General features: G+C 50.1%; 22 protein-coding genes. 8 read left to right on the plus strand and 14 right to left on the minus strand.

From position 1 onward, the window contains the following. The first annotated feature begins 26 nt into the window (after positions 1-26). The 6 genes from nosZ to ACTHR2_RS07765 all read left to right on the plus strand — a co-directional run bounded on the left by nosZ (position 27) and on the right by ACTHR2_RS07765 (position 6,984). On the plus strand, positions 27-1,994 hold the full coding sequence (nosZ, locus tag ACTHR2_RS07740) for a TAT-dependent nitrous-oxide reductase (RefSeq protein ID WP_070646250.1): 1,968 nt from the start codon (positions 27-29) through the stop codon (positions 1,992-1,994). A gap of 198 nt (positions 1,995-2,192) precedes the next feature. Further along, positions 2,193-3,572 (plus strand): nitrous oxide reductase family maturation protein NosD, encoded by a 1,380-nt coding sequence (locus ACTHR2_RS07745; RefSeq protein WP_440375579.1) that lies wholly within the window; start codon positions 2,193-2,195, stop codon positions 3,570-3,572. A 56-nt stretch (positions 3,573-3,628) separates the two neighbouring features. Further along, positions 3,629-4,528: an ABC transporter ATP-binding protein gene (locus ACTHR2_RS07750; protein ID WP_003748608.1), complete on the plus strand. Its 900-nt coding sequence runs from the start codon at positions 3,629-3,631 to the stop codon at positions 4,526-4,528. Beyond that, positions 4,525-5,355 (plus strand): ABC transporter permease, encoded by an 831-nt coding sequence (locus ACTHR2_RS07755; RefSeq protein ID WP_263337807.1) that lies wholly within the window; start codon positions 4,525-4,527, stop codon positions 5,353-5,355. Before ACTHR2_RS07750 ends, ACTHR2_RS07755 begins: the two co-directional genes overlap by 4 nt. Beyond that, positions 5,352-5,846, plus strand: a complete 495-nt coding sequence (locus ACTHR2_RS07760; RefSeq protein ID WP_150537305.1) for a nitrous oxide reductase accessory protein NosL — start codon at positions 5,352-5,354, stop codon at positions 5,844-5,846. The genes ACTHR2_RS07755 and ACTHR2_RS07760 overlap by 4 nt, the downstream gene beginning before the upstream one ends. 118 nt (positions 5,847-5,964) lie before the next feature. Further along, entirely contained in the window at positions 5,965-6,984 is a 1,020-nt protein-coding gene (locus tag ACTHR2_RS07765; protein WP_263337801.1) for an FAD:protein FMN transferase, read from the plus strand. 597 nt (positions 6,985-7,581) lie between these two features. On the opposite strand, the gene ACTHR2_RS07770 is transcribed toward ACTHR2_RS07765, so the two are convergent. From ACTHR2_RS07770 to ybeY, 5 genes are all read right to left on the minus strand, one after another. Next, positions 7,582-8,496 (minus strand): MetQ/NlpA family ABC transporter substrate-binding protein, encoded by a 915-nt coding sequence (locus ACTHR2_RS07770; RefSeq protein ID WP_263337798.1) that lies wholly within the window; start codon positions 8,494-8,496, stop codon positions 7,582-7,584. 197 nt (positions 8,497-8,693) lie between these two features. After that, positions 8,694-9,293 (minus strand): methionine ABC transporter permease, encoded by a 600-nt coding sequence (locus ACTHR2_RS07775; protein WP_440375590.1) that lies wholly within the window; start codon positions 9,291-9,293, stop codon positions 8,694-8,696. An 88-nt stretch (positions 9,294-9,381) separates the two neighbouring features. Beyond that, on the minus strand, positions 9,382-10,119 hold the full coding sequence (locus ACTHR2_RS07780; RefSeq protein ID WP_263337792.1) for a methionine ABC transporter ATP-binding protein: 738 nt from the start codon (positions 10,117-10,119) through the stop codon (positions 9,382-9,384). Then, positions 10,116-10,958, minus strand: coding sequence for an HlyC/CorC family transporter (locus ACTHR2_RS07785; protein ID WP_263337789.1), 843 nt, complete (start codon positions 10,956-10,958; stop codon positions 10,116-10,118). Before ACTHR2_RS07785 ends, ACTHR2_RS07780 begins: the two co-directional genes overlap by 4 nt. A 1-nt stretch (position 10,959) precedes the next feature. After that, positions 10,960-11,475: an rRNA maturation RNase YbeY gene (gene ybeY / locus ACTHR2_RS07790; protein ID WP_263337787.1), complete on the minus strand. Its 516-nt coding sequence runs from the start codon at positions 11,473-11,475 to the stop codon at positions 10,960-10,962. A 118-nt stretch (positions 11,476-11,593) separates the two neighbouring features. Between ybeY and hemC the strand changes: the two genes are divergently transcribed. Next, on the plus strand, positions 11,594-12,529 hold the full coding sequence (gene hemC, locus ACTHR2_RS07795) for a hydroxymethylbilane synthase (protein WP_263341831.1): 936 nt from the start codon (positions 11,594-11,596) through the stop codon (positions 12,527-12,529). A gap of 62 nt (positions 12,530-12,591) precedes the next feature. On the opposite strand, the gene trhP is transcribed toward hemC, so the two are convergent. Beyond that, positions 12,592-13,947, minus strand: a complete 1,356-nt coding sequence (trhP, locus tag ACTHR2_RS07800; RefSeq protein ID WP_440375580.1) for a prephenate-dependent tRNA uridine(34) hydroxylase TrhP — start codon at positions 13,945-13,947, stop codon at positions 12,592-12,594. 327 nt (positions 13,948-14,274) lie between these two features. Here trhP and ACTHR2_RS07805 point away from each other — a divergent pair, with 327 nt between their 5' ends. Continuing rightward, complete coding sequence (locus ACTHR2_RS07805) at positions 14,275-15,021, plus strand: amino acid ABC transporter permease (RefSeq protein ID WP_263337782.1); 747 nt, start codon at positions 14,275-14,277, stop codon at positions 15,019-15,021. 77 nt (positions 15,022-15,098) lie between these two features. On the opposite strand, the gene nagZ is transcribed toward ACTHR2_RS07805, so the two are convergent. The 8 genes from nagZ to ACTHR2_RS07845 all read right to left on the minus strand — a co-directional run bounded on the left by nagZ (position 15,099) and on the right by ACTHR2_RS07845 (position 26,190). Continuing rightward, positions 15,099-16,184, minus strand: coding sequence for a beta-N-acetylhexosaminidase (gene nagZ / locus ACTHR2_RS07810; RefSeq protein WP_263337779.1), 1,086 nt, complete (start codon positions 16,182-16,184; stop codon positions 15,099-15,101). A gap of 97 nt (positions 16,185-16,281) precedes the next feature. Continuing rightward, complete coding sequence (locus ACTHR2_RS07815; protein WP_263337776.1) at positions 16,282-17,802, minus strand: Na+/H+ antiporter NhaC family protein; 1,521 nt, start codon at positions 17,800-17,802, stop codon at positions 16,282-16,284. Between the two features lie 133 nt (positions 17,803-17,935). Continuing rightward, on the minus strand, positions 17,936-19,435 hold the full coding sequence (locus ACTHR2_RS07820; protein ID WP_263337774.1) for a DegQ family serine endoprotease: 1,500 nt from the start codon (positions 19,433-19,435) through the stop codon (positions 17,936-17,938). A gap of 244 nt (positions 19,436-19,679) precedes the next feature. Beyond that, the gene (gene hemA / locus ACTHR2_RS07825) at positions 19,680-20,933 is read right to left on the minus strand and encodes a glutamyl-tRNA reductase (RefSeq protein WP_263337771.1); all 1,254 of its coding nucleotides are present in this window, start codon (positions 20,931-20,933) and stop codon (positions 19,680-19,682) included. Between the two features lie 148 nt (positions 20,934-21,081). Then, positions 21,082-21,945: an RNA polymerase sigma factor RpoH gene (rpoH, locus tag ACTHR2_RS07830; protein WP_070646295.1), complete on the minus strand. Its 864-nt coding sequence runs from the start codon at positions 21,943-21,945 to the stop codon at positions 21,082-21,084. A gap of 280 nt (positions 21,946-22,225) precedes the next feature. Then, positions 22,226-23,773 (minus strand): apolipoprotein N-acyltransferase, encoded by a 1,548-nt coding sequence (gene lnt / locus ACTHR2_RS07835; RefSeq protein ID WP_440375581.1) that lies wholly within the window; start codon positions 23,771-23,773, stop codon positions 22,226-22,228. Positions 23,774-23,828: 55 nt separating this feature from the next. Further along, positions 23,829-24,695, minus strand: a complete 867-nt coding sequence (locus ACTHR2_RS07840) for a DUF808 domain-containing protein (RefSeq protein ID WP_440375582.1) — start codon at positions 24,693-24,695, stop codon at positions 23,829-23,831. 112 nt (positions 24,696-24,807) lie between these two features. Next, the gene (locus tag ACTHR2_RS07845; protein WP_440375583.1) at positions 24,808-26,190 is read right to left on the minus strand and encodes a TolC family protein; all 1,383 of its coding nucleotides are present in this window, start codon (positions 26,188-26,190) and stop codon (positions 24,808-24,810) included. Between the last annotated feature and the right edge of the window lie 24 nt (positions 26,191-26,214).

Here is a 26,214-nt window from a genome sequence, read left to right on the forward strand (position 1 = left end):
GCCGGATTTTATCCAAGGAGTGTCGTATGTCAGACGAAAAATTAGAACAAAACGGCTTAAGCCGTCGTTCATTCTTAGGTACTGCCGCTGCTTCCGGTGCAGGTATTGCCGGTGCCGGTTTGTTGGGCTTGGCCGGTTGCTCTAACGGCGAGGGTGATAAAGCTGCTGCTTCCGGTGCTGCACCTGCCGAAAAAGCCGCTGCTCATTCTGCCGAGCCGGGCAAACAAACTTCCGAAGTCGGTCCAGGCGAACTTGACCAATACTACGGTTTCTTGTCAGGCGGTCAATCAGGCGAAATGCGCTTGATCGGCGTACCTTCTATGCGTGAGTTGATGCGTATCCCTGTATTCAATATGGACAGCGCTACCGGTTGGGGTCGTACCAACGAGAGCCTGCGTATTTTGAATGAAAAAATTACGCCGGAAACCCGTAAATTCCTGCAAGACAGCGGTCTGCGTTGCTACCCTAACGGCGACTTGCACCACCCGCACTTGTCTTTCACCGACCAAACTTACGATGGCCGTTATGCTTACGCCAACGATAAAGCAAACACCCGTGTTTGCCGCGTCCGCTTGGATGTAATGAAAACCGATAAAATCATCGATATTCCTAATGCTTCAGGTATCCACGGTCTGCGTCCGCAACGTTATCCGAAAACCGGTTACGTTTTTGCCAACGGCGAACACATTGTTCCAGTTGACGGCGTAGGCAAATGGGATGATGCGAAAACTTGGAATGCCGTGTATACCGCAATTGACGGCGAAACCATGGAAATCGCATGGCAAGTTTTGGTAGACGGTAACTTGGACAACGGCGATGCCGACTACCAAGGTAAATACTCTTTCTCTACCTGCTATAACTCTGAACGCGCTCTGACTGTACAAGGTGCTTCTTCTAACGAGCAAGACTGGTGTGTAGTATTTAACCTGGCCGCTATCGAAGAAGGCATCAAAAAAGGCGACTTCAAAGAAGTTAACGGTGTGAAAATGTTGGACGGTCGTGCGGAAGCCAACTCTCCATACACTCGTTACATCCCGGTTCCTAACTCTCCTCACGGCTGTAATGCAAGCCCTGACGGCAAATACATCATGCTTAACGGTAAACTGTCTCCAACCGTTACCGTATTGGATGTCAGCAAACTGGATGACTTGTTTGCAGGTAAAATCAAAGAGCGCGATGTTGTCGTAGCCGAGCCTCAACTGGGTCTTGGCCCATTACACACTGCATTTGACGGTCGCGGCAATGCCTATACTACATTGTTTATCGACAGCCAAATGGTGAAATGGAACATCGACGATGCGATTAAAGCCTATAAAGGCGAGAAAATCGATCCGATCAAACAAAAACTCGACGTTCACTATCAACCTGGCCACAACCACACTACCATGGGCGAAACCAAAGAAGCCGACGGTAAATGGTTGGTATCTTTGAACAAGTTCTCTAAAGACCGCTTCTTGAATGCCGGTCCTTTGAAACCTGAGTGTGACCAATTGATCGACATCTCCGGCGACGAAATGCGTCTGGTGCATGACAATCCGACTTTTGCCGAACCACACGACTTGTGCTTGGTTGCTGCGTCTAAAGTGAACCCAAGCAAAACTTGGGACCGCAAAGACCCATGGTTCTGGCAAGAAGCTTTGGAACAAGCTCAAAAAGACGGTGTTGAGCTGGAAAAAGCTGCCAAAGTCGTACGTGAAGGCAACAAAGTACGCGTGTACATGACTGCCGTTGCGCCTGCTTACAGCGTTCCTCAATTTGAAGTGAACCAAGGCGACGAAGTTACCGTATATGTAACCAACGTTGAGACCATTGAAGACTTGACTCACGGCTTTACTTTGGAAGGTTATGGCATTGCTATGGAGATTGGCCCGCAAGCTACATCTTCTGTAACCTTCAAGGCTGTCCGTCCAGGTGTACACTGGTACTACTGCCAATGGTTCTGCCACGCATTGCACATGGAAATGTCTGGCCAAATGATTGTTAAACCAAAATAATTTCGGTTTGATGATTTAATTCTTCAGGCCGTCTGAAAAAACATTCTTTCAGACGGCCTTTATAGCAAAGTTGTTTGTCGGCCGATATGGCCACAAAATGAAAGCCATCATCAGACAGCTTTGCTATAACACCAAAATACCTGTTTCCGCATCGGTTTATCATGCGGCAAGCAGGCCGTCTGAAACAGAGATATGATTATGACGCACACACAAATCCATCGTTCCAAATGGCAACGTGCCGCACTCGTATTGCTGCTTGGCAGCATGGTTCAGACGGCCTTTGCCTCAGTCATCAACGTATCCGCACAAGACAATCTCAATGATGCTTTGGCGCGCGCCCAAGCCGGCGATACGCTCAAGCTTGCCTCCGGTACATACAAAACCAAACTCTATATCGATAAACCCATTACCATCGAAGGCCCTGCCGACCGTTCCGCCAAGATTGTCGGCGACCGGAGCGGGAGGACGGTTGCCGTTCATGCGCCTGATGTAACTTTGCGCAATCTGACTGTTTCCCATTCCGGCATGAGTTTGCCGGCAATGGATGCCGGTATCTATTTAGAAGAGACGGCAACGCGCGCGCTGGTGGAGCATAACAACATCATCGACAATTCCGTCGGCGTGTATATTCACGGTGCGGCAGAATCCATGGTGCGGGAAAATAAAATCATCGGCGATGCAACCCTGCGCGTCAACGAACGCGGCAACGGCGTAACCGTCTGGAATGCGCCCGGTGCGCAAGTGGTCGATAACGATATTTCCAAAGGCCGTGACGGTATTTTTTCAAATACCAGTACCCATAATACCTACAAGGGCAACCGTTTTAGCGACTTACGCTTTGCCGTCCATTATATGTACACCAATGATAGCGAAGTCAGCAACAATATCTCCGTCGGCAACAACATGGGTTATGTGCTGATGTTTTCCGAACGCCTGAAAGTGTATGGCAACATTGCCGTTAGCAGCCGCGACCAAGGCATTATGCTCAACTACGTCAATTATTCCGAAATTCACGATAATGTGATCAACAAGGCAGGCAAATGCGTGTTTGCCTACAATGCCAACTACAATAAAATTTTCGACAACCATTTTGAAAACTGTCAAATCGGTATTCACTTTACCGCGGCCATTGAAGGCACAAGCCTGTTTAATAATTCGTTTATCAACAACGAAAGCCAAGTCAAATACGTCAGCACCCGTTTCCTTGATTGGGGCGAGGGTGGTCGCGGCAACTATTGGAGCGATAACAGCGCCTTTGACCTTGACGGCGACGGCTTCGGCGACAGTGCCTACCGTCCCAACGGGATTATCGACCAAATCATCTGGCGCGCACCCGTCGCCCGGTTATTGATGAACAGCCCTGCCATCAGCATTGTCAAATGGGCGCAATCGCAATTTCCCGCCATCCTGCCTGGCGGCGTAATTGACAGCAAGCCTTTGATGAACCCTGTCCGCAATAAAACGACAACCAAATACGAAGCTATGAAGGACGAATTGCTGCATGAAGCAAAAACGCACCAATCCGAATGGGGTAATGCCGAAAACGGTGCGCTGACAGGCGGAAATGCCAATATGTAACCTTTCAGACGGCCCAATATCAAAGGCCGTCTGAAACATTCACTAGAGGAATATCCATGAGCAGTACCAACCACGTTGAATTAAGAAACGTGACCAAGCAGTTTGGCAGCCAAAAGGCCGTCAACCAAGTCGATCTGGTTCTCAAGGCTGGCGAGAGCGTCGGCATGGCAGGACACAACGGTGCAGGCAAATCTACCATTATGAAGCTGATACTCGGCCTGATTACGCCGACCGAGGGCGAAGTGATGCTTTTGGGAGAGCCGACCGGCAGTAAAGCAGGCGCGCAGCGTCGCAGCCAAATCGGTTACCTGCCTGAAACTGTTGCATTGCACCCTTCATTGACCGGTATCGAAACCATGGATTTCTATGCCAAACTTAAAAAACAGCCCCTGAGTAAAAACCGCGAATTGCTCGAGCGTGTCGGCATTTCCCAGGCCGCACGCCGCCGTGTCGGTACTTACTCTAAAGGGATGCGCCAACGCCTCGCTTTGGCACAAGCCTTGTTGGGCGAACCTAAAGTCTTACTGTTTGACGAGCCGACTACCGGCCTTGATCCGGCTTCGCGTCAAATGTTTTATGAAGTTGTGCGCGAACTCAATGGGCGCGGCGCAACCGTATTGCTCAGCACCCACGCACTGGCCGAGCTGGACGGACACGCCGACCGCATCATCGTCATGAAAAACGGTGTGAAAGTTGCCGACGGCAGCATGGATGAGTTGCATGTTCAAAGCGGTCTGCCGTTGACCGTCAACGTCCGCTTGAAAGAAGCGCGCCCGTTGAGCGAGCGTTGGCATCCGCTTTCAGACGGCCTGTCATACCAAGCGCAATGTAAAGCAGAAGAGCGCATGGCTCTTTTGAGCGAATTGGGTGATTTGGGCAGTCTTGCCTACATCGATATCCATACCCCGACACTTGACGATATGTACGCACAATTCTTAAAAAGGGAAGACGTATGAACCCCGTTTGGATTATTACCGGCAAAGAAGTCCGCGACAGCCTGCGCAACCGTTGGGTACTCGCCGCCGCACTTTTGCTTGCTGCGCTTGCCCTGTCATTGGGTTTCCTGGGCAGCTCGCCCACCGGCACAGTCAAAGTCGATCCGTTGACCGTTACCGTTGTCAGCCTCTCCAGTCTGTCGATTTTCCTGATTCCGCTGATTGCGATGTTGCTCTCTTATGACACGCTGATTGGCGAAATCGAACGCGGCACGATGGCACTGTTGTTGAGCTATCCGATTTCGCGTAACCAAATCCTTGCCGGCAAATTTATCGGCCATCTCATCATCCTTGCCCTTGCCACCACGGCAGGCTACGGATTGGCGGGCATTACCCTCCAGCTTGCCAACGGCGGCTTTGATCTTGCCGCATGGAAACCTTTTGCCCTCCTGATTGTTGCCAGCGTGATTCTTGGTGCAGCATTTTTGTCTATGGGTTATTTGATTAGTGCGAAAGTCAAAGAACGCGGTACCGCCGCCGGTATCGCCATCGGCGTATGGCTGTTTTTTGTGGTGATTTTCGATATGGCGCTTTTGGGTGTTTTGGTTGCTGATACCGAACAAGTCATTACCGCGCCTGTAGTGGAAACCGTTCTTTTGTTCAACCCCGCAGACATTTATCGCCTGCTGAACCTGACGGGTTACGAAAATACAGCCATGTATGCCGGCATGGCAGGTTTGAGCGAACAAATCAGCCTGAGTATGCCTATTTTGCTGACGGCTCAGGTATTATGGGTTATCATTCCTTTGATTTTAGCCGCCTGGATTTTCGGAAAGCGACAAATATGAGAAAAATATTATTGACAACCTTCACACTCATCGCATTGGCAGCCTGCAGCAAGCAGGACAACAGTCCTCCGCCTGCGCCCCAACAAATCAGCGACAGCGCGGTCGGTCATTACTGCAGCATGAATTTGACTGAACACAACGGCCCTAAAGCGCAAATCTTCTTGAACGGCAAACCTGACAAACCGGTTTGGTTTTCCACTATCAAGCAGATGTTCGGCTACACCAAATTGCCCGAAGAGCCTAAAGGCATTCATGTCATCTATGTTACCGATATGGGTAAAGTCAAAGATTGGGAAAAACCCAATGCCGACACTGAATGGATAGATGCGAAAAAGGCCTATTACGTTATTGAAAGCAGCTTTATCGGCGGCATGGGAGCGGAAGATGCGCTTCCGTTTGCCGACAAGGCTCAGGCTGAAAAATTCGCCAAAGAAAAAGGCGGCAGAGTAGTCGGTTTTGCAGAGATGCCCGACGAATACATTTTCAAATAAAACAACCAATAAAGGCCGTCTGAAACTGTTTCAGACGGCCTTTGTGTTGGAAGCTGCCGATTGATGATTTAATGAATGCGGCTTTCAATGTAAAGATAAAAAATCCAAGGAATACTTTATGTCCCCCCCTTTAACGCGCCGCCGTTTCCTTGCCATAGCCGCCACACTAGCCGCTGGTGTCGGCATTCCTTTTGCCATCAGCCGTAAAATCAATCAGCCGACTCATCCGGCTAGTCCGAATCAAGAAGAGCCGCTAGTTATCTGGAGAGGCATTGCATTGGGTTCGGGCGCGGAGTTGCGTTTGTTCGGCGTTGGGCGCAAGCAGGCGGAAATATTGGTCAACAAAGTATTGGCGGAAGTTTTACGGTTGGAAAAAATCTTCAGCCTGTATCGGGACGACAGCCTGATTAGTCGTTTAAACCGAGAAGGCCGTCTGAAAAATCCGCCATCCGATTTTTTGCAGCTGCTCAGTATCAGCCGGGATATTCATCAGCTGACGCAAGGTGCATTTGATCCCAGCATTCAGCCTTTGTGGAATCTGTATGCCGACCATTTCAGACGAAATCCGAAAACCGAAACGCCGCCGTCCGAACGCAGCATCAAAGATACGCTTAAATTGGTGGACTTCAATAAAGTCGACTTTGATACTAAAGAAATCCGTTTTGCCCAAAAAGGCATGGGCTTGTCGCTTAACGGCATTGCCCAAGGCTATATCACCGACAAAGTAGCTGAATTGTTGAAGCAGCAAGGCGTTTCTCAGGCATTGATTGATATGGGGGAGATTTACGGCTTTGATAATGCCAACCAGCGCGAGTGGAATGTCAGCATCCGCAATCCTGACCAAGAAGACCAAATCCTGACCACCATTGCCATGAAAAATCAAGCGTTTGCCACATCGGGCGGCTATGGCACGGTAATGGACGAGGCAGGCAAATTTACCCATCTGTTTGACCCGCGCACAGGCGGAAGCCAGCCGCGCTATAAAAGCATGAGCGTTATGGCGGAAAGTGCGGCAGTTGCCGATGCTTTTTCTACCGCATTTTCTATTATGGATGAAGCGGCCATCCGAGCAGCGGCCCAAGTTAAAAAGGCACAGGTTTGGCTGGTGATGCCGAATAATGAATTGAAGAAGATTTGAGATTGAGGGAAGGGCGGCCTTGCCTGCGATTTTGCCTATGTGTATAGGGCAGGGAAGGCTTGATTGCTAAAAAAATGGAAGATAAAAAAGAAGGGCTGCCCAAGGGGGCAACCCTGAAACTCTTGCAGCTGGGAGTAATTAGCAAGAGATTACGACACTTAAAACAAAAATTCACTCATTTCAAAGCACGAAGCTTTAATATCTAAGCAAAACGGTATTTCGACCGCTCAAACCCCTTCGATACGGAGAAACACAACATATATGGGAAAATCCGACAAAGTGGTTTGAAGCAATTCAGATGAACGGTCTGTAATGCAGATAACCGGATGTCTTTAGATGAGCGGTATAATATCAGGATAAGCGGAACATTACTAGTGAATATTATAAAAAAGTAGAATAATTCATTTAGGTATTGATTATATTGAATAAAAACATGATTTCTTATTGAACTTTTTTACAACATATTGATTTGGTTTTAAAAAGGGAATTACGTAAGTATTTGGCGTTAATCAAAAAACTTGTTTTGAGCTTTGAGAAGAGATAATCAATAGAAAAAGGCCGTCTGAATGTTCAGACGGCCTTTTTTCAAAAAGTTACTTATTTGGTTGCAGAAGCAGTAGAAGCAGCTTCAGCTTGAGCACCTGTAGCTGCGTTTTCACCCCATGCAGCAGGATATTTGTAACCGGCAAAGCGTTTTTGTGAGTAGGCCTTGAACTCGTCAGAGTTGTAGGCTTCAGTTACATCTTTCAGCCATTGGCTGTCTTTGTCGGCAGTACGGACGGCAGACCAGTTAACGTAGGCGAAGCTTGGCTCTTGGAACAGGGCTTCGGTCAGTTTCATGCCGCTGCTCATGGCGTAGTTGCCGTTAACGATGGCAAAGTCAACGTCGGCACGGCTGCGTGGCAGTTGGGCGGCTTCAAGTTCTACGATTTGGATGTTTTTTGGATTTTCGGCAATATCGTTTTTAGAAGCAGTCAGTGGATCAACGTCGGCTTTCAGTTTAATCCAGCCCAATTCGTTCAACATAACCAATGCACGGGCAAAGTTAGATGGGTCATTAGGTGCAGAAACGCTGACGCCGTCTTTCACTTCGTCCAAAGATTTTAGTTTGCCAGGGTACAGGCCCAAAGGTGCAGTCGGTACTTGGAAGGCCTCAGTGATGTCGAGTTTGTGTTCTTTTTTGAAGTTGTCCAGATAAGGTTTGTGTTGGAAGATGTTGATGTCCAATTCGCCTTCAGCCAAAGCAAGGTTGGGGCGCACATAGTCGGTGAACTCGATCAGTTTGACTTTATAGCCTTTTTTCTCCAAAGCCGGTTGGATTTGGTCTTTAACCATATCGCCGAAGTCGCCGACGGTTGTACCGAAGACGATTTCTTTTTTCTCTGCGCCGTTGTCGGCAGAAGAAGCAGCAGAAGCAGCAGCAGGCGCGCTGTCTTTTTGACCGCCGCAGGCAGCCAGTACGATGGCCAGCGCAGCGGCTGAAAGGGTTTTGAAGAATGTGTTGGTTTGCATATTTTGCTCCTGATGGATGATAAAACGGTTTAAGACGGCCTCAAGCTGCCGCCGTCAAAAAAAGAGGGATTGTAAATCTATTTTGGAAATATGAGGATGTTTTTTGTAAATTTATTTGGAATATATATCCTAATATGTTCTAAACAGATAACAGGCCGTCTGAAAAATAGTAAGTCCATTTCAGACGGCCTGTTTGCTTAACGTTTGTCCAGTTTGCGCGCCAATCTGTTGCCGATACCTTGAATCAGGATAACGAGTAAAACCAGGATGGCGACGATGAAAATGATGACTTCCATTTGATAGCGGTAGTAGCCGTAACGGATGGCAAGGTCGCCCAAGCCGCCGCCGCCAATCATACCTGCCGCCGCGCTGTACGACAAAAGGCCTATAGCCAGTACGGTAATGCTGGAAACCATACCTGCGCGCGCTTCATTCAAAAGCACTTTGCAGATGATGCTCATGGGTGAGGCACCCATTGCGGAGGCCGCTTCAATCACGCCTCTGGGTACTTCGCGCAGGTTTTGCTCGACCAGGCGGGCGAAGTAGAACAGGCCGGATACGCTCAATACCAATGAGGCGGCAACCGGGCCGATGGTCGTGCCGATGATGGCGCGTGTAACAGGAATCATGGCAATCATCAGGATGACGAAAGGGAATGCACGCATCAGGTTGACCAGGTTGTCTAAAAACAAATTCAGCTGTTTGTTGTAGTGCAACTGATGACTTGATGTCACAAATAGCAATACGCCTAAAATCGTACCGAAGATAACGGCAAAAGTAGTCGATAGGCCGACCATAATAAAGGTTTCGCCCAAGGCTTAGATAATTTCGCCCTTCATGCTGACAATGGTCTCAACAGCACTTTCAAATGTTAAATCTGTCATATTAGTCCTCTCGAATCAGCTCTTGCCCGATTTCGGATTGGGCATGGATTTGGTTGCCGTGTACTTCAACGATTTCCAGCAGACGGCCTTTGTCCAAGAGGGCGGCACGGTCGCACAGGCGGCGGATAACGCTCATTTCGTGGGTAACGATGACGATGGTTACGTTGAAACGTCGGTTGATGTCTTCCAAACACTTCAAAACGCTGCGCGTAGTGGCGGGATCGAGGGCGGAAGTGGGCTCGTCGGCGAGGATGACTTGAGGTTGCGGCGCCAGTGCGCGGGCAATGCCGACACGTTGTTTTTGACCACCGGAAAGTTGGGACGGGTAATGGTTGGCACGGTCTTGCAAGTCAACAATTTCCAAACATTCTTCAACACGCGCTTGGATTTTTTTAGACGGCCATTTGGCAATTTCTAAAGGAAAGGCGACGTTTTCGGCAACGGTACGGTTGCTCAATAGGTTGAACTGTTGGAACACCATGCCGATGTTTTGTCTGGTGTGGCGCAGTTGCGTGGCGTTGAGCGCGGTCAGCTCTTGGCCGCATACGCTGACGGTACCTGTATCCGGACGTTCCAATAAATTAATCAGGCGCAGCAGGGTAGATTTGCCTGCGCCGGAATAGCCCATCAGGCCGAAGATTTCTCCCTGTTTGATTTCGAGGCTGGTCGGCTCGACGGCGACAAAGTTTTTGTTGTCGCGTGTTTGATAGTGTTTGGAGACGTGATCCAGAATAATCATGGTTTATCCGTGTTTTCTTTAATTCGTGTGGCCATCAGGGTGTGCAGACGGCGGTTGTCGGCGCGTGCGACGGTAAATTGCAGGCTGCCGATGATGACTTTTTCGCCGCGTACGGGCAGGTGTCCCAACTCTTGAATGACCAGGCCGCCGATGGTATCGGCTTCTTCGCTGCTGTATTCTGTACCGAAGAAGGTGTTGATGTCTTCGATTTCGGTAGCGGCGTGAATGCGCCAGCGTTCGGAAGAAACGGCGTGGATATTGTCGGCGCTGTCGTCTTCGTCAAATTCGTCTTCGATTTCACCGACGATTTGCTCGATGATGTCTTCAAAGGTGACCAGGCCGGATGTACCGCCGTATTCGTCGATAACAATCGCCATGTGGTTGCGCTGTTCTCGGAACTCTTTTAAAAGGGAGGCCAGTGATTTGCCTTCGGGGACGAAAACGGCAGAGCGCAAGACGGATTTCAGGTGGAACTGCTCGGGGTTAAACATATATTTGAGCAGGTCTTTGGCGTGCAAAATGCCCAAAACTTCGTCTTTGTCTTCGCCGATGACGGGGAAACGCGAATGGGCGGTTTCGATGACGTAGGCCGTGATGCGCTCGATGCTGTCGTTTTCTTTCAATACGTTCATGCGGCTGCGCGTAATCATGGCATCGCGCACTTCCAGCTCGGCAAAGTCCAATACTTTTTCCAGCCGGGTCAGTGTGTCGGCATCAAAAACTTCCTGCTCGTGCGCTTGGCGCAGCAGGGTCAATACGTCTTCGGCGGAATCGGGCTCGCCGGCAAGTCGGGAGATTAGGCGTTCGAAAAACTTGGGTTTCGACTGCGTACCGTCCATTTTAATATTCGTCCTCTTGGTAGGGGTTGGGGAAGCCTGCCGCCAGCATCAGGCGGATTTCTTCGGCTTCCATTATTTCGGCTTCATCGTCTTCGATGTGGTCGTAGCCCATCAGGTGTAAAGTACCGTGTATGGTCAGGTGGGCAAAATGCTGCTCGGGTGTTTTGCCTTGTTCGGCGGCTTCTTTTAAAACCACTTGCGGGCAAATTACTAAATCGCCATACAGGCCGTCTGAAAACTGGTCGGGCAGGATTTCACCTTCGTTGAGCGCAAAACTCAATACATTGGTGGCGTAATCTTTGCCGCGGTAGTCGCGGTTGTAGGCGCGGGCTTCTTCTTCGTCCAGAAGAATCAGGCTGATGTCAGCGTGGCGGTATTCGTTTTTCAAAGCAGACCACGCCCAGCGGTAGAAGTCGCGTTCGCTCGGAAGGTCGGCGGCGGAAGAAGCGTTTTCAAAGTTCAGATGAAAACGTTGCCGCTGTAAGGATAAAAAAGGATATTGTTTGGCGCGTTTCATGTTGTCCAGAAAATTTGGTTTTTAGGCGTAAATATAACATATTCACCCCCATGCCGTCTGAAAAACCGCCCAAAATATGATAGACTTCATGCCGTTTTCCATCTTTCAGGCAACCATTATGAACCCGAAAAAACTCGTTATCGCCAGTCGCGAAAGCCTGCTTGCCATGTGGCAGGCAAAACACATCCAAGGCCGTCTGAAAGCCCTGTATCCCGATTGCGAAGTCGAGATTTTGGGCATGACCACGCGCGGCGACCAGATTTTGGACAGAACTTTGTCAAAAGTCGGCGGTAAAGGCTTGTTTGTCAAAGAGTTGGAACAGGCTTTGTATGACGGTCGAGCCGACTTGGCCGTGCATTCGATTAAAGACGTACCGATGGATTTGCCTGAAGGTTTCGCGCTTGCGGCCATCGGCGAACGCGCCAATCCGTTTGACGCGTTTGTGTCCAACCAATACGCGCGTTTGGAAGAAATGCCCAAAGGTGCCATCGTCGGCACATCCAGCCTGCGCCGCGAAGCCCAGTTGCGCGCGCGCTATCCGCATTTGGTCATCAAACCTTTGCGCGGCAATGTGCAAACCCGTTTGTCCAAACTCGATAACGGTGAATATGACGCGATTATTTTGGCTGCCGCCGGTTTGCAGCGTCTGGAATTGGACGAACGCATCCGCATGATTTTGTCGGAATCCGACAGCCTGCCTGCCGCCGGACAAGGCGCATTGGGTATCGAAATTGCAGCGCATCGCGAAGATTTGTACGAAATCTTAAAGCCTTTGAACCACGATACCACACACGCCTGCGTTACGGCCGAACGCGCTTTGGCGCGCGCTTTGGGCGGAAGCTGCCAAGTGCCGCTGGCCGCATATTGTACTGAAGAAAACGGCTTGCTGACCTTGCGCGGCTTGGTCGGCCATCCTGACGGTTCGGTTATTTTGCAGGCGGACGCGCAAGCCCCAGCCGAATACGCCGATGCCTTGGGTCGTGCAGTCGCCAAAAAACTGGCGGATGATGGTGCGAAAGAATTGATTGCCGCCGTATTGCAAGAACAGGCTTAAAACAACATAGATCATTTAAAAGGCCGTCTGAAACTTTCAGACGGCCTTTATTTTGTTGATGCTTAAGGATTCATAATCCGCGCAACCAAAGCTTTTTCTTTGCCCTGCATGTTAGGGATTTTGACCTGAATGCCGTTGCCTGGGGCAACATCGACAGGCTGGCCTTTGCGGGTCATTTGTTCCAATTTGATGGTTTGGTTGCCGCTCGGGTGGATGATTTCGAGTGAATCGCCGATGGCAAAGCGGTTTTTGACTTCGATGGTTGCCCAGCCGTTTCCATCGATTTCGGTAACGTGGCCGACATATTGGCTTTGTTTGGCGATGGAGTGGCCGGTCAGGTAGTTTTGGTAATCCTGAGTTTGGTGGCGCTCGAGGAAGCCGCTGGTGTAGCCACGGTTGGCAAGGCCTTCGAGTTCGCTCAACAGGCTGTAATCAAACGGACGGCCTGCAACGGCATCGTCAATCGCTTTGCGGTAGGACTGGGCCACGCGTGCAACATAATAAAGCGACTTGGTGCGGCCTTCGACTTTGAGGCTGTCCACGCCGATTTTGGCCAGTTTTTCAACCACTTCGATGCCGCGAAGGTCTTTGGAGTTCATGATGTAGGTGCCGTGTTCGTCTTCCATAATCGGCATCATTTCGCCCGGGCGGTTGGACTCTTCAATCAGGAAAACTTTGTCGGCGTAGGGGTGGCGTTTTTGACCATTGATGCCTTCAAAGTTTTGGTTGGCTTCTTCTTGGGCTTTTTCAAAATTGAAACCTTGCAGAAGTTGGGCGTCGCCCGCATCGCTTTCAGTGGCGTTGTGAACTTTGTAGTCCCAACGGCAGGAGTTGGTGCAGGTGCCTTGATTGGGGTCGCGGTGGTTGAAATAGCCGGAGAGCAGGCAACGGCCTGAGTAGGCGATGCACAATGCGCCGTGAATAAAGACTTCGAGTTCGATATCCGGACATTCTTGGCGGATTTCGGCGATTTCTTCCATGCTCAATTCGCGCGACAGAATAATGCGTTCGACACCAATGTTTTGCCAGAATTTTACGCCCCAGTAGTTGGTGGTGTTTGCCTGAACGGATAGGTGAATCGGCATCTCTGGCCATTTTTCGCGCACGGTCATGATCAAACCTGGATCCGCCATAATCAGCGCGTCGGGTTTCATGGCAATCAAGGGCTCCATATCGGAAACAAAGGTTTTGAGTTTGGAGTTGTGCGGCAGCGTATTGACGGTCAGGAAGAATTTTTTGTTGCGCTCGTGCGCTTCTTTAATGCCTTGCTCGAGGACGTCGAGTTTGGCAAATTCGTTGTTGCGGGCGCGCAGGGAGTAACGCGGGCTGCCGGCGTAAACGGCGTCTGCGCCGTAGTCGTAGGCGGCGCGCATACGTTCGAGGCCGCCTGCAGGCAATAAGAGTTCGGGTGCTTTCATGTTTTATGCTTTTTAAAATGTTTTCAGACGGCCTTTAAGGGAAGAGGGAAGGCCGTCTGAAAGATGTTTGAAGAATGGGCGGATTATCCGCTGTTTTTGTGTTTCGGTCAATTTTGTGTCGGGTTTGCGCTTTGTTTTTTATACGGAAAATGTCTAATATGATGAAAGGTGAAAAGGGGCTGCAATTCATTGGAAATGTAAAAAAAGCAGGGTTGGGCGGAATAATTTAACAAAAAACCGTTCAAGCAATGTATTTTCTTGTAAAATATTAAGCTTCATTTTAAAAAATATTCGGATTAGTTACCGATTTTGACCGACGGAAGGTTTATGGATTTTCGTTTTGACATTATTTATGAATACCGCTGGATGTTTTTATACGGCGTGTTGACAACGCTGGGACTGACGGTGGTTGCAACGGCAGGTGGCTCGGTTTTGGGTTTGCTGCTGGCATTGGCGCGTTTGATCAATCCGGAAAAAGCTGGTGCACCGATGCGAGCCTTGGCTTGGGTGTTGCGTAAGATTTCTTTTTGGTATGTTACGCTGTTTCGCGGTACGCCATTGTTTGTACAAATTGTGATTTGGGCTTATGTTTGGTTCCCATTTTTTGTTCATCCTGCCGACGGTGTATTGATTAGCGGCGAAGCAGCCATTGATTTGCGCCGTTCTTATGGTGCGTTGATTGCCGGTTCTTTGGCGTTGATTGCGAACTCGGGTGCGTATATTTGTGAGATTTTCCGTGCCGGTATCCAGTCGATTGATAAGGGCCAAATGGAAGCTGCGCGTTCTTTGGGTCTGACCTATACTCAGGCGATGCGTTATGTGATTTTGCCGCAAGCTTTGCGCCGTATGTTGCCGCCATTGGCCAGTGAATTTATTACTTTGTTGAAAGACAGCTCATTATTGTCCGTCATCGGCGTGGCTGAGTTGGCTTATGTACAAAGCACGATTACCGGCCGCTATTCTGTCTATGAAGAACCGCTTTATACAATCGCGCTGATTTATTTGGTGCTGACAAGCTTTTTGGGCTGGGTATTCCTGCGATTGGAAAGCCGTTACAATCCGCAACACCGCTAATCGGTTTGAATAAAAAAAGGAAGACTTTTCAAGTCTTCCTTTTTTTATTTGCCGTCAATGTTTCAGACGGCCTTGAATCAGAATGCTTCGCCGACTTTGACACCGCCTGCGATGTCTTTAGGCGTTGCCAGTTTGACGGTTGCCTGTTGGGCGGCTTGAAATTCTTCGGTTGCCATGATGTCGGCAGCTTCTTGTACGGTTAACGTGTTGGCCATGTATTGCCAACGTGCTGCCAAATCGGCGTTTGCCGGTGCGTGGAAACCGTCTCGCAATTCATCTACCAAATCGGGACGGTTGCACACCAGTACAATATCGCAGCCTGCTTCAAAAGAAAGGCGGGCGCGTTCTTTAATACCGCCGACACCGCATGCGCCTTCCATGGTCAGGTCGTCTGAAAAGATAACGCCGTTAAATCCGATTTCTTGGCGCAGGATTTGTTTCAGCCATTTTTCGGAGAAACCGGCAGGTTGGCTGTCGGTTTGCGGGTACACGACGTGGGCAGGCATGACTGCGGCCATGCCTGCCTGGCTCAATGCTCGGAAGGGGATAAGGTCTGCGGCTTCTAGCGCTTCGCGGCTGCGTTCGTCGCAAGGCAGGACGTGATGGCTGTCGCCTTCGACAAAGCCGTGGCCGGGGAAGTGTTTGCCGCAAGATTTCATGCCGCCTTTGTTCAGGCCTTTTTGCAGGGCAAGGGCAAGCTGGGTCACGATGTTGGCGTCGCGGTGGAAACTGCGGTTACCGATGACGGCGCATTGACCCCAGTCCAAATCCAAAACAGGCGTAAAGGATAGGTCGATACCGCAGGCGGAGAGTTCGGTTGCTAAAACCCAGCCGACTTGTTCTGCTTGGGCGCAGGCGGCTTCTTGGCCTTCGTTATCCCAAATTTCGCCCAATACGTTCATGGCCGGCAGGCGGGTGAAGCCGTCAATAAAACGTTGAACCCGTCCGCCTTCGTGGTCGACGGCGATGATAAGTTCAGGTGTACGGACGGCTTTGATTTCTTGAACCAAAGCTTTGAGCTGGGAAACGTTTTCAAAGTTGCGGCGGAACAAAATAACGCCACCGACGGCAGGGTCGAGCAGGCGTTGTTTTTCTTCTTCGGTCAGATGATAGGCAGCGACGTCGGCCATGACTGGGCCGCGTGGAAGATGAGGCGTATTCATTGTTTTGTCCTGAATAATGTATATATTGGATAATCGTTATGTTCAGACGGCCTGAGAGTGTAGGAATATCTCAGGCCGTCTGAATATTGGTTTTGAATTAGGCAGTTGCTTTTTTCTTGTCTTTTAAGATCAGAATCAACACAACCATCACGATGCCGGTTACCACAAAACCTAAAGGCGCAGAGCCGGTCATGCCCAGTACGAGGTAGCCTGAGGCGGCAGACGCGGCTACGGTCAGCGCGTAAGGGAATTGCGAGGTAACGTGGTCGATGTGGTTACAGTGTGCGCCGGTAGAAGAGAGGATGGTGGTGTCGGAAATCGGTGAGCAGTGGTCGCCAAATACGGCTCCGGCCATTACGGCAGACATGCAAGGGATAATCAGCGAAGGTTCTACTTTGACGGCCATGGCGGCGGCAATCGGCAACATGATGCCGAATGTACCCCAGCTTGTGCCGGTAGCGAAGGCCATCACGCCTGCGAGCATAAACAAAATCACGGGCAGGAAGCCTGCGTGGATATTGCCTGCCACTAAAGTGGAGAGGTATTCGCCGGTGTGCATCTCACTGACAACGGTGCTGATGATCCATGCCAAAATCAAGATGATAATGGCGCCGCGCATAGAGATGATGCCTTGCCAAATGGCTTTAGGATAATCACTGGTTTTGATGGTGCCGATGGTGCAGAGGATGACGGCCAATACGCCGCAAGTACCGCCGAACACGAGGGAAGTGTTTACATCGGTATTTTCAAACGCGCTGAGCAAAGAGAAGGTTTCAGAAGCTTGCGCGCCAGTGTAGATCATGGCGGAAACCGTTGCGGCGATCAGTACCAAAACCGGCACAATCAGAGCGAATACGCGGCCGTTGGGATGGCCTGTTTCAACGGTTTCATCATGAATTTCATTCAAAGCGGCGCGTTCCAAACGAGCCATAGAGCCGATGTCGAAGGAGAACCAAGCCACGACAAACACCATAATCAATGCGAAGACGGCGTAGTAATTCATCAGGCTCATGGCCACGAATGCGCCCATCGGTGTGTAGTCTGTGATGTTGTAAGTCACCAAAAGGCCTGCCAAAGTAGCGATAATTGATGCGCCCCAGCTGGATACCGGCATCAAAACGCACATCGGTGCAGCAGTGGAGTCAAGGATATAAGCCAGTTTGGCGCGGGAAACTTTGAATTTGTCGGTTACAGGGCGGGCAATCGCACCGACGGCAAGGCTGTGGAAATAGTCGTCAATAAAGGTAACGAATACCAAACAGGCAGTCAGCAGCTTCGCACCGCGACGGCCTTTGATGTGCTGTTTTGCCCAATCGGCAAATGCTTGGTTGCTGCCGGAATGCGTCAGCAGGGAAGTGAAAATCCCTAAAAGCACTAAAAAGAGCAGGATTTTGGGTTTGCCCAAAGACCAATCGCCATCCGCCCAAGTCAGGCTGACCGCCATGTCTTTTAAGTGAACCAAAGCATCAAGTGGATTACCGCCTACCAGCAGGAATGAGCCGACGATAATGCCGACACCCAGGGACAGCAATACACGGCGCGTGGCAATGGCCAGGGCGAGCGCAATGGCTGCTGGGACGATGGATAAAATAGAATTTGAATAATTAATAAGTTGCATAATTATATTGTATATAAGCGGTGAAATATTTTCAGACGGCCTAAACTGGAAGACGGATAACAAAATACCCACCGCCTCTGACAGGTGGGTATTTTATCATCTAACACATCATCATGCCGTCTGAAAAATCGGACTACTGCAGATTTAGCGCGAGGAACAAAGTATTGCCTTCGCGTTGTACCAAAAGCGGTACGTTTTTGCCTGAGCTTTCCAATGCGCTACGGAAAGTGGATTCGTCATTGACGCTGATTTGGCTGACGGCAATGATTTCGTCGCCGCGTTTTAGGCCGGCACGTTCGGCCGCACCGCTAACGCGCAGAACGATTAAGCGTTGTTTACCGTCTGCGTTTTCAACCTGCAGGGTAACGCCTGCGTTTTCAACGGTAAATCCGTCATGGCCGCTTTCGTGTTGCGGGTGTTCGGCTTCTTTTGCAGAAGTTTCCGTTTGTTCGGCTGCGCTGCCAAGTTTGACTTTGACATCGGTTTGTTTGCCGCCGCGCCAAATGCTCAAAGTCACTTCTTTACCCGGCATCATCGAGCCGACCATGACCGGCAAATCGCTGGAGGCGCGGACTTCTTCGCCGTTAACTTTGCGTACGATGTCGCCAACCTGCAAACCGGCTTGTTGTGCTGCGCTGTTCGGCATGATTTTGGCAATCAGTGCACCACTTGCTTTGTCCAAACCGAAAGATTTGGCCAAATCATAAGAAACTTCTTGAATAACCACGCCTAATTGACCGCGTTGGACTTTGCCGTTGGCTTTTAATTGATCAGCCACATTCATGGCAACATCAATCGGAATAGCAAACGAAATGCCCATGAAACCGCCGCTGCGGCTGTAAATTTGCGAGTTGATGCCGACTACTTGGCCGCGGAGGTTGAATAGCGGGCCGCCTGAGTTGCCGGGATTGATGGCAACATCGGTTTGGATGAACGGCGTGTAGTTTTCATTCGGCAGGCTGCGGCCTTTGGCGGAGACGATGCCGGAGGTTACACTGTTGTCAAAGCCGAAAGGCGCACCAATGGCGGCTACCCATTCGCCCGGTTTCAAATCTTTCGGATTGCCGATTTTGACAACCGGCAAGTCTTCTTGCGGCTCAATTTTTAAGAGGGCAACGTCGGATTGGGCGTCTGAGCCGACCAGTTTGGCCGTGTATTCGCGTTTGTCGTTGAGTAGGACTTTGATGTTGCCCATGCCGGCAACCACGTGGGTATTGGTCAGGATATAGCCGTCTTTGCTGATGATGAAGCCGGAGCCGAAATTCAAATCGTCGCTTTCGGTATCTTCTTGCGGCATGTCGGGCATATTGGGAACGAGGCGTTTGAAGAACTCGTAAAACGGATCGTTGTCGGGGAATTGGCTCAGATCCATGCTGTGGTCGTCATCCGGTGTCGCAGAGCGTTTTGCCGGTGTCGCTTGAATATTGACGACGGCCTGTCCTTCGTTTTGCACCAGTTGGGCGAAGTCGGGCAACAACATGCCGACTTTTCCGTCATCGGTATTGGTTTCTATGCGTTGAACGAGTTCTTTGTTTTCGTCTTTGCCGAAAAAGGTGCTGACTTTGTCGCAACCTGAAAGAAGGGAAGCTGAGAGGACAGCGAGGGCCAGATATGTGTTTGTTTTAATATGCACGAAAGTTCCTTTTGCCGGTGCCTATCGTATTGTCGGCATACGTTTGAATCGGCAGGCAGTTTTATTGTTTGAATGCTGTTTAAATGTATAAGGTAGGATTTTTACACTTTAACGGTTTTTTTTCAAGCATTTCATTTTAAATGAAAAAATGATAATTGGGATTTTATTGTTTTAAGGCCGTCTGAAAACTTTGGAATATGACCTGTCGGTCGGTTCGCTTTTTCAGACGGCCTTTAAATTGTGGTCAGTCGTGTTGGTCCAAATGGTAGATCTGCGCCACGGCATCGATTAATTCGCTGTTGTCCGAGCCCGCTTTATTGAGCGTGCGTGTCGGAGAGTGGAGCAGTTTGTTGGTCAACTGGATGGAGAGGCGTTCGAGGACATCCTCGGCGGATACGCCTTTTGCCAGTTGCTTCATGGCATTTTCCAATACTTGGCGGCGCGCACGTTCGCCTTCGTCGCGCAAGGCGCGGATAAGCGGAACGCTTTGGCGGTTTTTCTGTTGGCGGATAAATTCGCTAACCTTTTCTTCCACCATGCTTTCAGCCGCCTCCGCTGCCTTTTTGCGTGCGTCTTTACCACTTTGGACAATATCCATCATGTCGTCCACGGTATAGAGATATGCATCTTCCAATTCGCCGACTTCGGCTTCAATGTCGCGCGGAACGGCCAAATCCAGCAGGAAAACGGGCATGTTGTGGCGTTTTTTCAATGCGCGCTCGACCATGCCTTTGCCGACGAGGGGGAGTTGGCTGGCAGTGGAAGAAACAACTACGTCGTAATCGTGAAGAATATCGGGTAATTCGTTCAGCAGGCAGGCTTCGGCGTTGACACCGAGTTTGTCGCACAATTCCTGCGCACGCTGGTGTGTGCGGTTGGCAACGGTAATGAGCTTGGGATTTTTGGCGGCAAAATAAGTGGCCACCAGCTCAATCATTTCGCCTGCGCCGATAAAGAGCACGTTCAGATCGGAAATGGAAGGGAAGATTTGCTCTGCCATTTTGACCGATGCAGAAGCCATGGATACGGAGTTTTCGCCGACGGCAGTGTCGGTACGCACTTCTTTGGCAACGGCAAAGGTTTTTTGAAACAGGGCGTTTAAGTGGGTGTTGATGCTTTCCTGTTCTTGCGCAACGCGTACGGCATCTTTGATTTGACCGAGAATTTGCGGTTCGCCCAAGACCATGGAGTCCAAACCGCAGGCGACGCGGAAGGCGTGGCGGACGGTTTCATTATTATCTAAGGTATAGAGGTAAGGGCGGATTTCTTCGGCAGGCAGGTTGTGATATTGCGCCAACCAGTCGATGATTTTTTCGGTTTCGCCGACGCAGTAAAGCTCGGTGCGGTTGCAGGTAGAAAGAATAACTGCTTCTTCCGCCGCCTCACTGCGCGCGAGGTTGGACACGGCATCCGGCAGATTTGCAGCTGCAAATGCCAGTTTTTCGCGTATGCTCAAGGGCGCAGTTTGGTGATTGAGTCCGACGACGGTAAGTTGCATGGTTATGGTATGACTGGGTAGTGTGTGTGGTGGGTATTATAGCTTAAGTGGGCTTTAAAATGAATGTGTTGGGGGAGAAGATACAATGAGGTTTGCCATCGAAAAGGCCGTCTGAAAAGATTCAGACGGCCTTTTTATCAAGAAAGGCTTAAACGGCTTCAGCTTCTTCTGCCAAGAAACCGCGCAATTTTTGCATGGCTTTGGCTTCGATTTGGCGGATGCGTTCGGCAGATACGCCGTATTCGGCAGCCAATTCGTGAAGGGTCAAACCGCCATCGTCTTGCAACCAGCGGCTTTCAACGATACGGCGGCTGCGGTCGTCCAGTTGCGCCAAGGCGTTTTGCAGACCATCGGTTTGCAGGGCGTAGTGGGCTTGTTTGGACAACTGACGGCTAGGCTCTGCATCGTGATCGGCCAACCAGTCGATAGGGGCGAAGTTGTCCTCGTCATCGTTGTTTTCTGCCATGATGCCGATGTCGTGACCGGTCATGCGTTGCTCCATTTCCAAGACTTCGGACAATTTGACGCCCAAATCGTCGGCGATTTCTTGCGCTTCTTTTGGAGACAAGGCATTCAGGTTTTTACGCATGCTGCGCAGATTGAAGAACAGTTTGCGTTGCGGTTTGGTTGTGGCAACGCGGACCAAACGCCAGTTGCGCAAAATGAATTCGTGAATTTCGGCTTTAATCCAATGCACGGCAAACGAAAACAGGCGTGCGCCGCGGCTTGGTTCGTAGCGTTTGACGGCTTTCATCAGGCCGATATTGCCTTCTTGAATCAGGTCGGCTTGGTTGAGGCCGTAGCCGTCGTAGCCGCGTGCAATGGATACGACGACGCGAAGATGAGACAGAATAAGTTGTTTGGCGGCATTGAGGTCGCCTTTTTGTTGACGTTCGGCCAGTTGCGTTTCTTCTTCGGCAGTCAGCATGGGAATGCTGTTGACTGTATGAATGTATTGCTCGAGGCTACCGTTGCCGCTGTGGATAACGGGTAATGCAAAAGCTTTATTCATAAAAGGATGCTCTCCTTGATTAGGCCGTCTGAAAACGGCTTTTTGTTTATTGTGTGACAAGCAGTATAACACTGCCTGTGGTTTGTTTTGTTATGGGTTGGATTTTTTCTGTAAATTAAACGATGGATTCAATAGTTTTTGCTGCTTAAATTGCAGGGGTTGATTGTCTTTGAAAATTTGAGTGATTTGCTAGGTTTTGGGTAAGTATATTACAAACATTTCTGTATGTAAATAGTTATATCAATAAAAAAGACCTTGTTAAACAAGGTCTTAAAATTTTTTATTCTAGTTTCTTCCGGCCAATCAGGATAAGGAATACGCCGATAACGGCCAAAATGCTGATGAGCCATGTTGAGCCGCCTGCCTTCATATAAGGAGTTTCACCGATATAGCCTTTGACGTGGCCTTCGAGGACGGTTTCTGTATCCGGTTGGGCTTCGGCAACAATCGTACCTTTAGGGGAAATAATGGCGGTCGCGCCGGTATTGGTGGCGCGAACCATGTAGCGACCCAGTTCCATTGCACGCGCTTGGGACTGTTGAAGCTGCTGATACATGGCATTGGATTTGCCGTACCACGCCATATTGCTGATGTTGGCGAGCAGGGTGGAGCGTTTCGCCGTTGCAATGAGTTCATCGCCGAAACCGTCTTCATAGCAGATATTGAAGGCGACTTTTTGATCTTTCATCACCAAAGGCGCTTGGTTGTCGCCACCTTTTTGAAAGTCGGCCAAAGGCATATCCATCATTTTATAGAGGCGCTCGGTAATGGCGGGCAAGGGCTTGTATTCGCCAAATGGAACGAGGTGGTTCTTGGCGTAGTAGGGGATGACATCGGAAGTGCTGTTGTGATAGTCGCTCAAATTGATGACTGCATTTTCGTAGCCGTTGCCGTCGGACGTATATTGGCTGATGCCGATGGCCAACGCGCTGCCGTTGCTTTGCGCCTGTTCGGCGAATTGTTCCAAGATGCCTTCGGGCAGGTCTTGGCGCATCAGCGGCAGGGCGGTTTCAGGCAGGATGACGATGTCGGCACTGGTTTTGCTGATTTGTTCGTAGTATTTCTGAATGGTTGGAATGATTTGTTCTTCCTTCCATTTCAGATTTTGCTCGATGTTGCCTTGAATCAGGGCAACCGTGCTGGTGCTGCCGTCCGGGCGGGTGTATTCGGTTTGTTGGGAAATGTAGCCGACGGAGCAGAGCGCAACGATAAGGAATAAGGGCAGCAGGCGGTGTTTCAAACGGCCGTGGTTGTCAATCAGCAACACCAGCCATGCGCTGAGGAAAGCGGTTGCCAGCGTGACCATGTGAATGCCGCCCAAAGGCGCGAAACCTGCCAACGGGCTGTCTTTAATGATTTGGGAATAGCCGATTGCGCCCCAGCCGAATCCGGTCAGGAAACGTTCGCGGGCAAATTCTGCCAGCGTCCATAAAATCGGCAGCAGGAGGCCGGTTTTGGCCCAGCGCGACAGGTTGCATTTTCTCCACACCCAAAAACAGATGGCCGGATAAAGCGCAAGAAACGCCGGCAGCAGGAAGGTGAGGGGGATGGCGTATGAATCCGGCAAACCTGAAACATCATGCAAGGCAGTGTGTATCCAATAAAACTGCGCCGTATAACCGATTAATCCGAACAAATAGGCAGTCATGACGGCAAAGCGCGGACGCAATTCAATCAGGCGTATCAGCGCGCCAAACAATAGCGGCATCAGCCAGAAATGATAATAGGGGGCGAAAGTGAACGGCGTCGCGGCAGCAATCAAGATGACCAGCGGCCAGTAAAGCAGCGGATGTTGCCAATATTGTTCGAGTTTACGGAAAATATTCATGCTTTAAATGGTATTGAGGCCGTCTGAAAAGTTTTCAGACGGCAGGGAAACAAAATCAGTCTTTTTGAAACAATTTCATTGCAGGCAGGACGATTGCGCAAGCTAAGGCACCGGCGGCTACTCCGACCACCAAGTTGGCGATATGTTCCATCATGCCGCTGCCCCAATGTTGCGCGTGGAGGAAATCGTGCAAAAAGCCAAGGTTGTGGGCGATCAGTCCGCCGCCGACCAAGAACATCGCCAGCGTGCCGACAATGCTCAAGCCGCGCATAAACCAAGGCATAAATGAAATCAAACCGCGTCCGATGCCTTGTACGGCGGCGCTTTTTTGGCGCATCAACATCATACCGAGGTCGTCAAGTTTGACGATGATGCCGACCAAACCATAGACCAATGCCGTCATGCCGACACCGATGGCGGCCATAACCAAAGAACGCGTCATCAGGTCATATTTTTCAACAACGCCCAGCGCGATAATGATGATTTCGGCTGAGAGGATGAAATCTGTACGGACCGCGCCTTTAACTTTTGTTTTTTCGTCTGTGACTTCAGGCTCGGTATCGTGTCCGTCTTCGTGTTCATTACGGTGTAGAAATTTGTGCAACAGTTTTTCCACGCCTTCAAAACACAAATACACACCGCCTATCATCAGCAAGGGCGTAATCAGCGTAGGCAGGAAAGCGGAAAGCAACAGTGCAAGCGGCACCAGAATCAGCTTGTTGACCAGAGAGCCTTTTGCCACCGCCCAAATGATCGGCAATTCGCGCTCGGCGGATACGCCGGTTACCTGATTGGCGTTGAGCGCTAAATCGTCACCAACCACGCCGGCGGTTTTTTTGGCGGCGACTTTGGTCATCATTGCTACGTCGTCCAAAACGGCGGTAATGTCGTCCAAAAGCGTAAAGAGAGAGGCGAAGGCCATAATGTTGTCCGGATAAAATCAAATAAACGCGCGATTATATATGAAAATTCAGTTGCTTGAATGTTTTTCAGACGGCCGTTGACGGAAATTAACCAAAGGCCGTCTGAAAATGCTATTTCGGCGTATAACGTCCCGCCATAGCTTTATACACCATATTTTCGTATTTTAAGGCCTCATAGCGTTGGTTCAGCAGGTTTTGAGCCGAGCTGTATTCCGAATTCAAAGCCTCCAGCCAGTCTTTCAGTTCGTTTTTACCGTGTTGGTAGCGCACTTGATAGTAATGGCTGTTTTTCTTGTCCAACTGATAACGCTGTTCCTGATTGGCAAGGCCGGCCTGCGCGTTTTTGTAGGCAAGGTAGTTGGTGTTGACCTCGTTGAGCGCGGTAGTCAGGGCTTTTTCAAAATTCAGCTTGGCACTGTCCATCTCCGCTTGTACGGTTTTGTCTTTCCATTTCATGGTCTGCCAATTAAGGAAAGGCAGATTGATGGTGGCCGAGCCGCCCAACATAGGGATATTGAACGTGCTTTTTGCTTTGTCGGACGACGTACTCAAACTTGCGCCCAAAGTAATCGACGGATACCAACTGCGTTTTTGCGCGTTGACCGATTGTTGCGACGCTTGCAGGCGGTATTCGGCGGCGCGCAGGTCAGGGCGGTTGGCTAAAACGGTAATCGGTACGTCCAAGTTCACGCCTTTGACCGGCAACAGACGGAATTGTGCCGGATCGGCGGCCATGTTTTCAGACGGCCTTAAATTCAATAAATTACGCAAAACCTGTTTTTGCGTATCCAAATTGTTTTGCAAAGACAACAGGCTGTTTTCTGCGTTCAACAATGACTGTTTGGCTTGCGTCGGTTGGCTGGAGTCGGCCCGGCCGTAGCGGAACTTGGCATTCGCAATGCGGTTGATTTCCTGATATTGCTTCAGCGATTTTTGCGCCAACTCGATGGCTTCGTTCAGGTAGGCGATATTGAAATACGCATCGGCAACATTATTAATCAAAGTCAGGCGCGTGTTGGCCATGTCTTCATGCGTGGCTTGGTATTCCCATACCTGCGCATCGGCAGTGGCACTGAGTTTGCGCCACAAATCCAATTCGTAGCTCAAGCCAAGCTGGCTGCTGAAGGTATTGCCGTGGCTGCCGGTTTTCAGGTTTTTAGAAGCATTCGCGCCCAACGAGCCGCTGAACAAAGGTACCAAATCCGCACCCAAAATATTGGCTTGATACAAAGCTTTGTTGACGCTGATGGCCGCCTGTTTCAAATCGACGTTGTTCGCCAACGCCTGCTCCATCAGCGCATTAAGCTGCTGGCTTTGGTAGATTTCCCACCAGTTGCCGTTTACATCGTAGCGTTCGGCAGTTTCCGCCGCGCTCATGACTTGGCCGGTCGCTTCCAGCGTCAGATTCGGATTGGCTTTAGGTGCGGCGCACGCACTTAGGGCAAGGGCAACAGCCAATGATAAGGCAGCTTGGGAAAAAGGTTTCGTCTTCATAAAAAAACTTTCGGGTAACAGCAT

This window comes from Neisseria sp. P0006.S004 (assembly GCF_051963015.1).
Classification (GTDB): domain Bacteria; phylum Pseudomonadota; class Gammaproteobacteria; order Burkholderiales; family Neisseriaceae; genus Neisseria.

Coding starts and splice junctions, on each gene's coding strand:
- ACTHR2_RS07805 (WP_263337782.1), top strand. CDS start 14,275: ATGGATTTTCGTTTTGACATTATTTATGAATACCGCTGGATGTTTTTA.
- ACTHR2_RS07765 (WP_263337801.1), top strand. CDS start 5,965: ATGTCCCCCCCTTTAACGCGCCGCCGTTTCCTTGCCATAGCCGCCACA.
- ACTHR2_RS07780 (WP_263337792.1), bottom strand. CDS start 10,119: ATGATTATTCTGGATCACGTCTCCAAACACTATCAAACACGCGACAAC.
- nagZ (WP_263337779.1), bottom strand. CDS start 16,184: ATGAATACGCCTCATCTTCCACGCGGCCCAGTCATGGCCGACGTCGCT.
- hemC (WP_263341831.1), top strand. CDS start 11,594: ATGAACCCGAAAAAACTCGTTATCGCCAGTCGCGAAAGCCTGCTTGCC.
- rpoH (WP_070646295.1), bottom strand. CDS start 21,945: ATGAATAAAGCTTTTGCATTACCCGTTATCCACAGCGGCAACGGTAGC.
- ACTHR2_RS07750 (WP_003748608.1), top strand. CDS start 3,629: ATGAGCAGTACCAACCACGTTGAATTAAGAAACGTGACCAAGCAGTTT.
- ACTHR2_RS07745 (WP_440375579.1), top strand. CDS start 2,193: ATGACGCACACACAAATCCATCGTTCCAAATGGCAACGTGCCGCACTC.
- ACTHR2_RS07760 (WP_150537305.1), top strand. CDS start 5,352: ATGAGAAAAATATTATTGACAACCTTCACACTCATCGCATTGGCAGCC.
- nosZ (WP_070646250.1), top strand. CDS start 27: ATGTCAGACGAAAAATTAGAACAAAACGGCTTAAGCCGTCGTTCATTC.
- ACTHR2_RS07775 (WP_440375590.1), bottom strand. CDS start 9,293: ATGGTCGGCCTATCGACTACTTTTGCCGTTATCTTCGGTACGATTTTA.
- hemA (WP_263337771.1), bottom strand. CDS start 20,933: ATGCAACTTACCGTCGTCGGACTCAATCACCAAACTGCGCCCTTGAGC.
- ACTHR2_RS07770 (WP_263337798.1), bottom strand. CDS start 8,496: ATGCAAACCAACACATTCTTCAAAACCCTTTCAGCCGCTGCGCTGGCC.
- ACTHR2_RS07755 (WP_263337807.1), top strand. CDS start 4,525: ATGAACCCCGTTTGGATTATTACCGGCAAAGAAGTCCGCGACAGCCTG.
- ACTHR2_RS07845 (WP_440375583.1), bottom strand. CDS start 26,190: ATGAAGACGAAACCTTTTTCCCAAGCTGCCTTATCATTGGCTGTTGCC.
- ACTHR2_RS07840 (WP_440375582.1), bottom strand. CDS start 24,695: ATGGCCTTCGCCTCTCTCTTTACGCTTTTGGACGACATTACCGCCGTT.
- ybeY (WP_263337787.1), bottom strand. CDS start 11,475: ATGAAACGCGCCAAACAATATCCTTTTTTATCCTTACAGCGGCAACGT.
- trhP (WP_440375580.1), bottom strand. CDS start 13,947: ATGAAAGCACCCGAACTCTTATTGCCTGCAGGCGGCCTCGAACGTATG.
- ACTHR2_RS07785 (WP_263337789.1), bottom strand. CDS start 10,958: ATGGACGGTACGCAGTCGAAACCCAAGTTTTTCGAACGCCTAATCTCC.
- lnt (WP_440375581.1), bottom strand. CDS start 23,773: ATGAATATTTTCCGTAAACTCGAACAATATTGGCAACATCCGCTGCTT.
- ACTHR2_RS07815 (WP_263337776.1), bottom strand. CDS start 17,802: ATGCAACTTATTAATTATTCAAATTCTATTTTATCCATCGTCCCAGCA.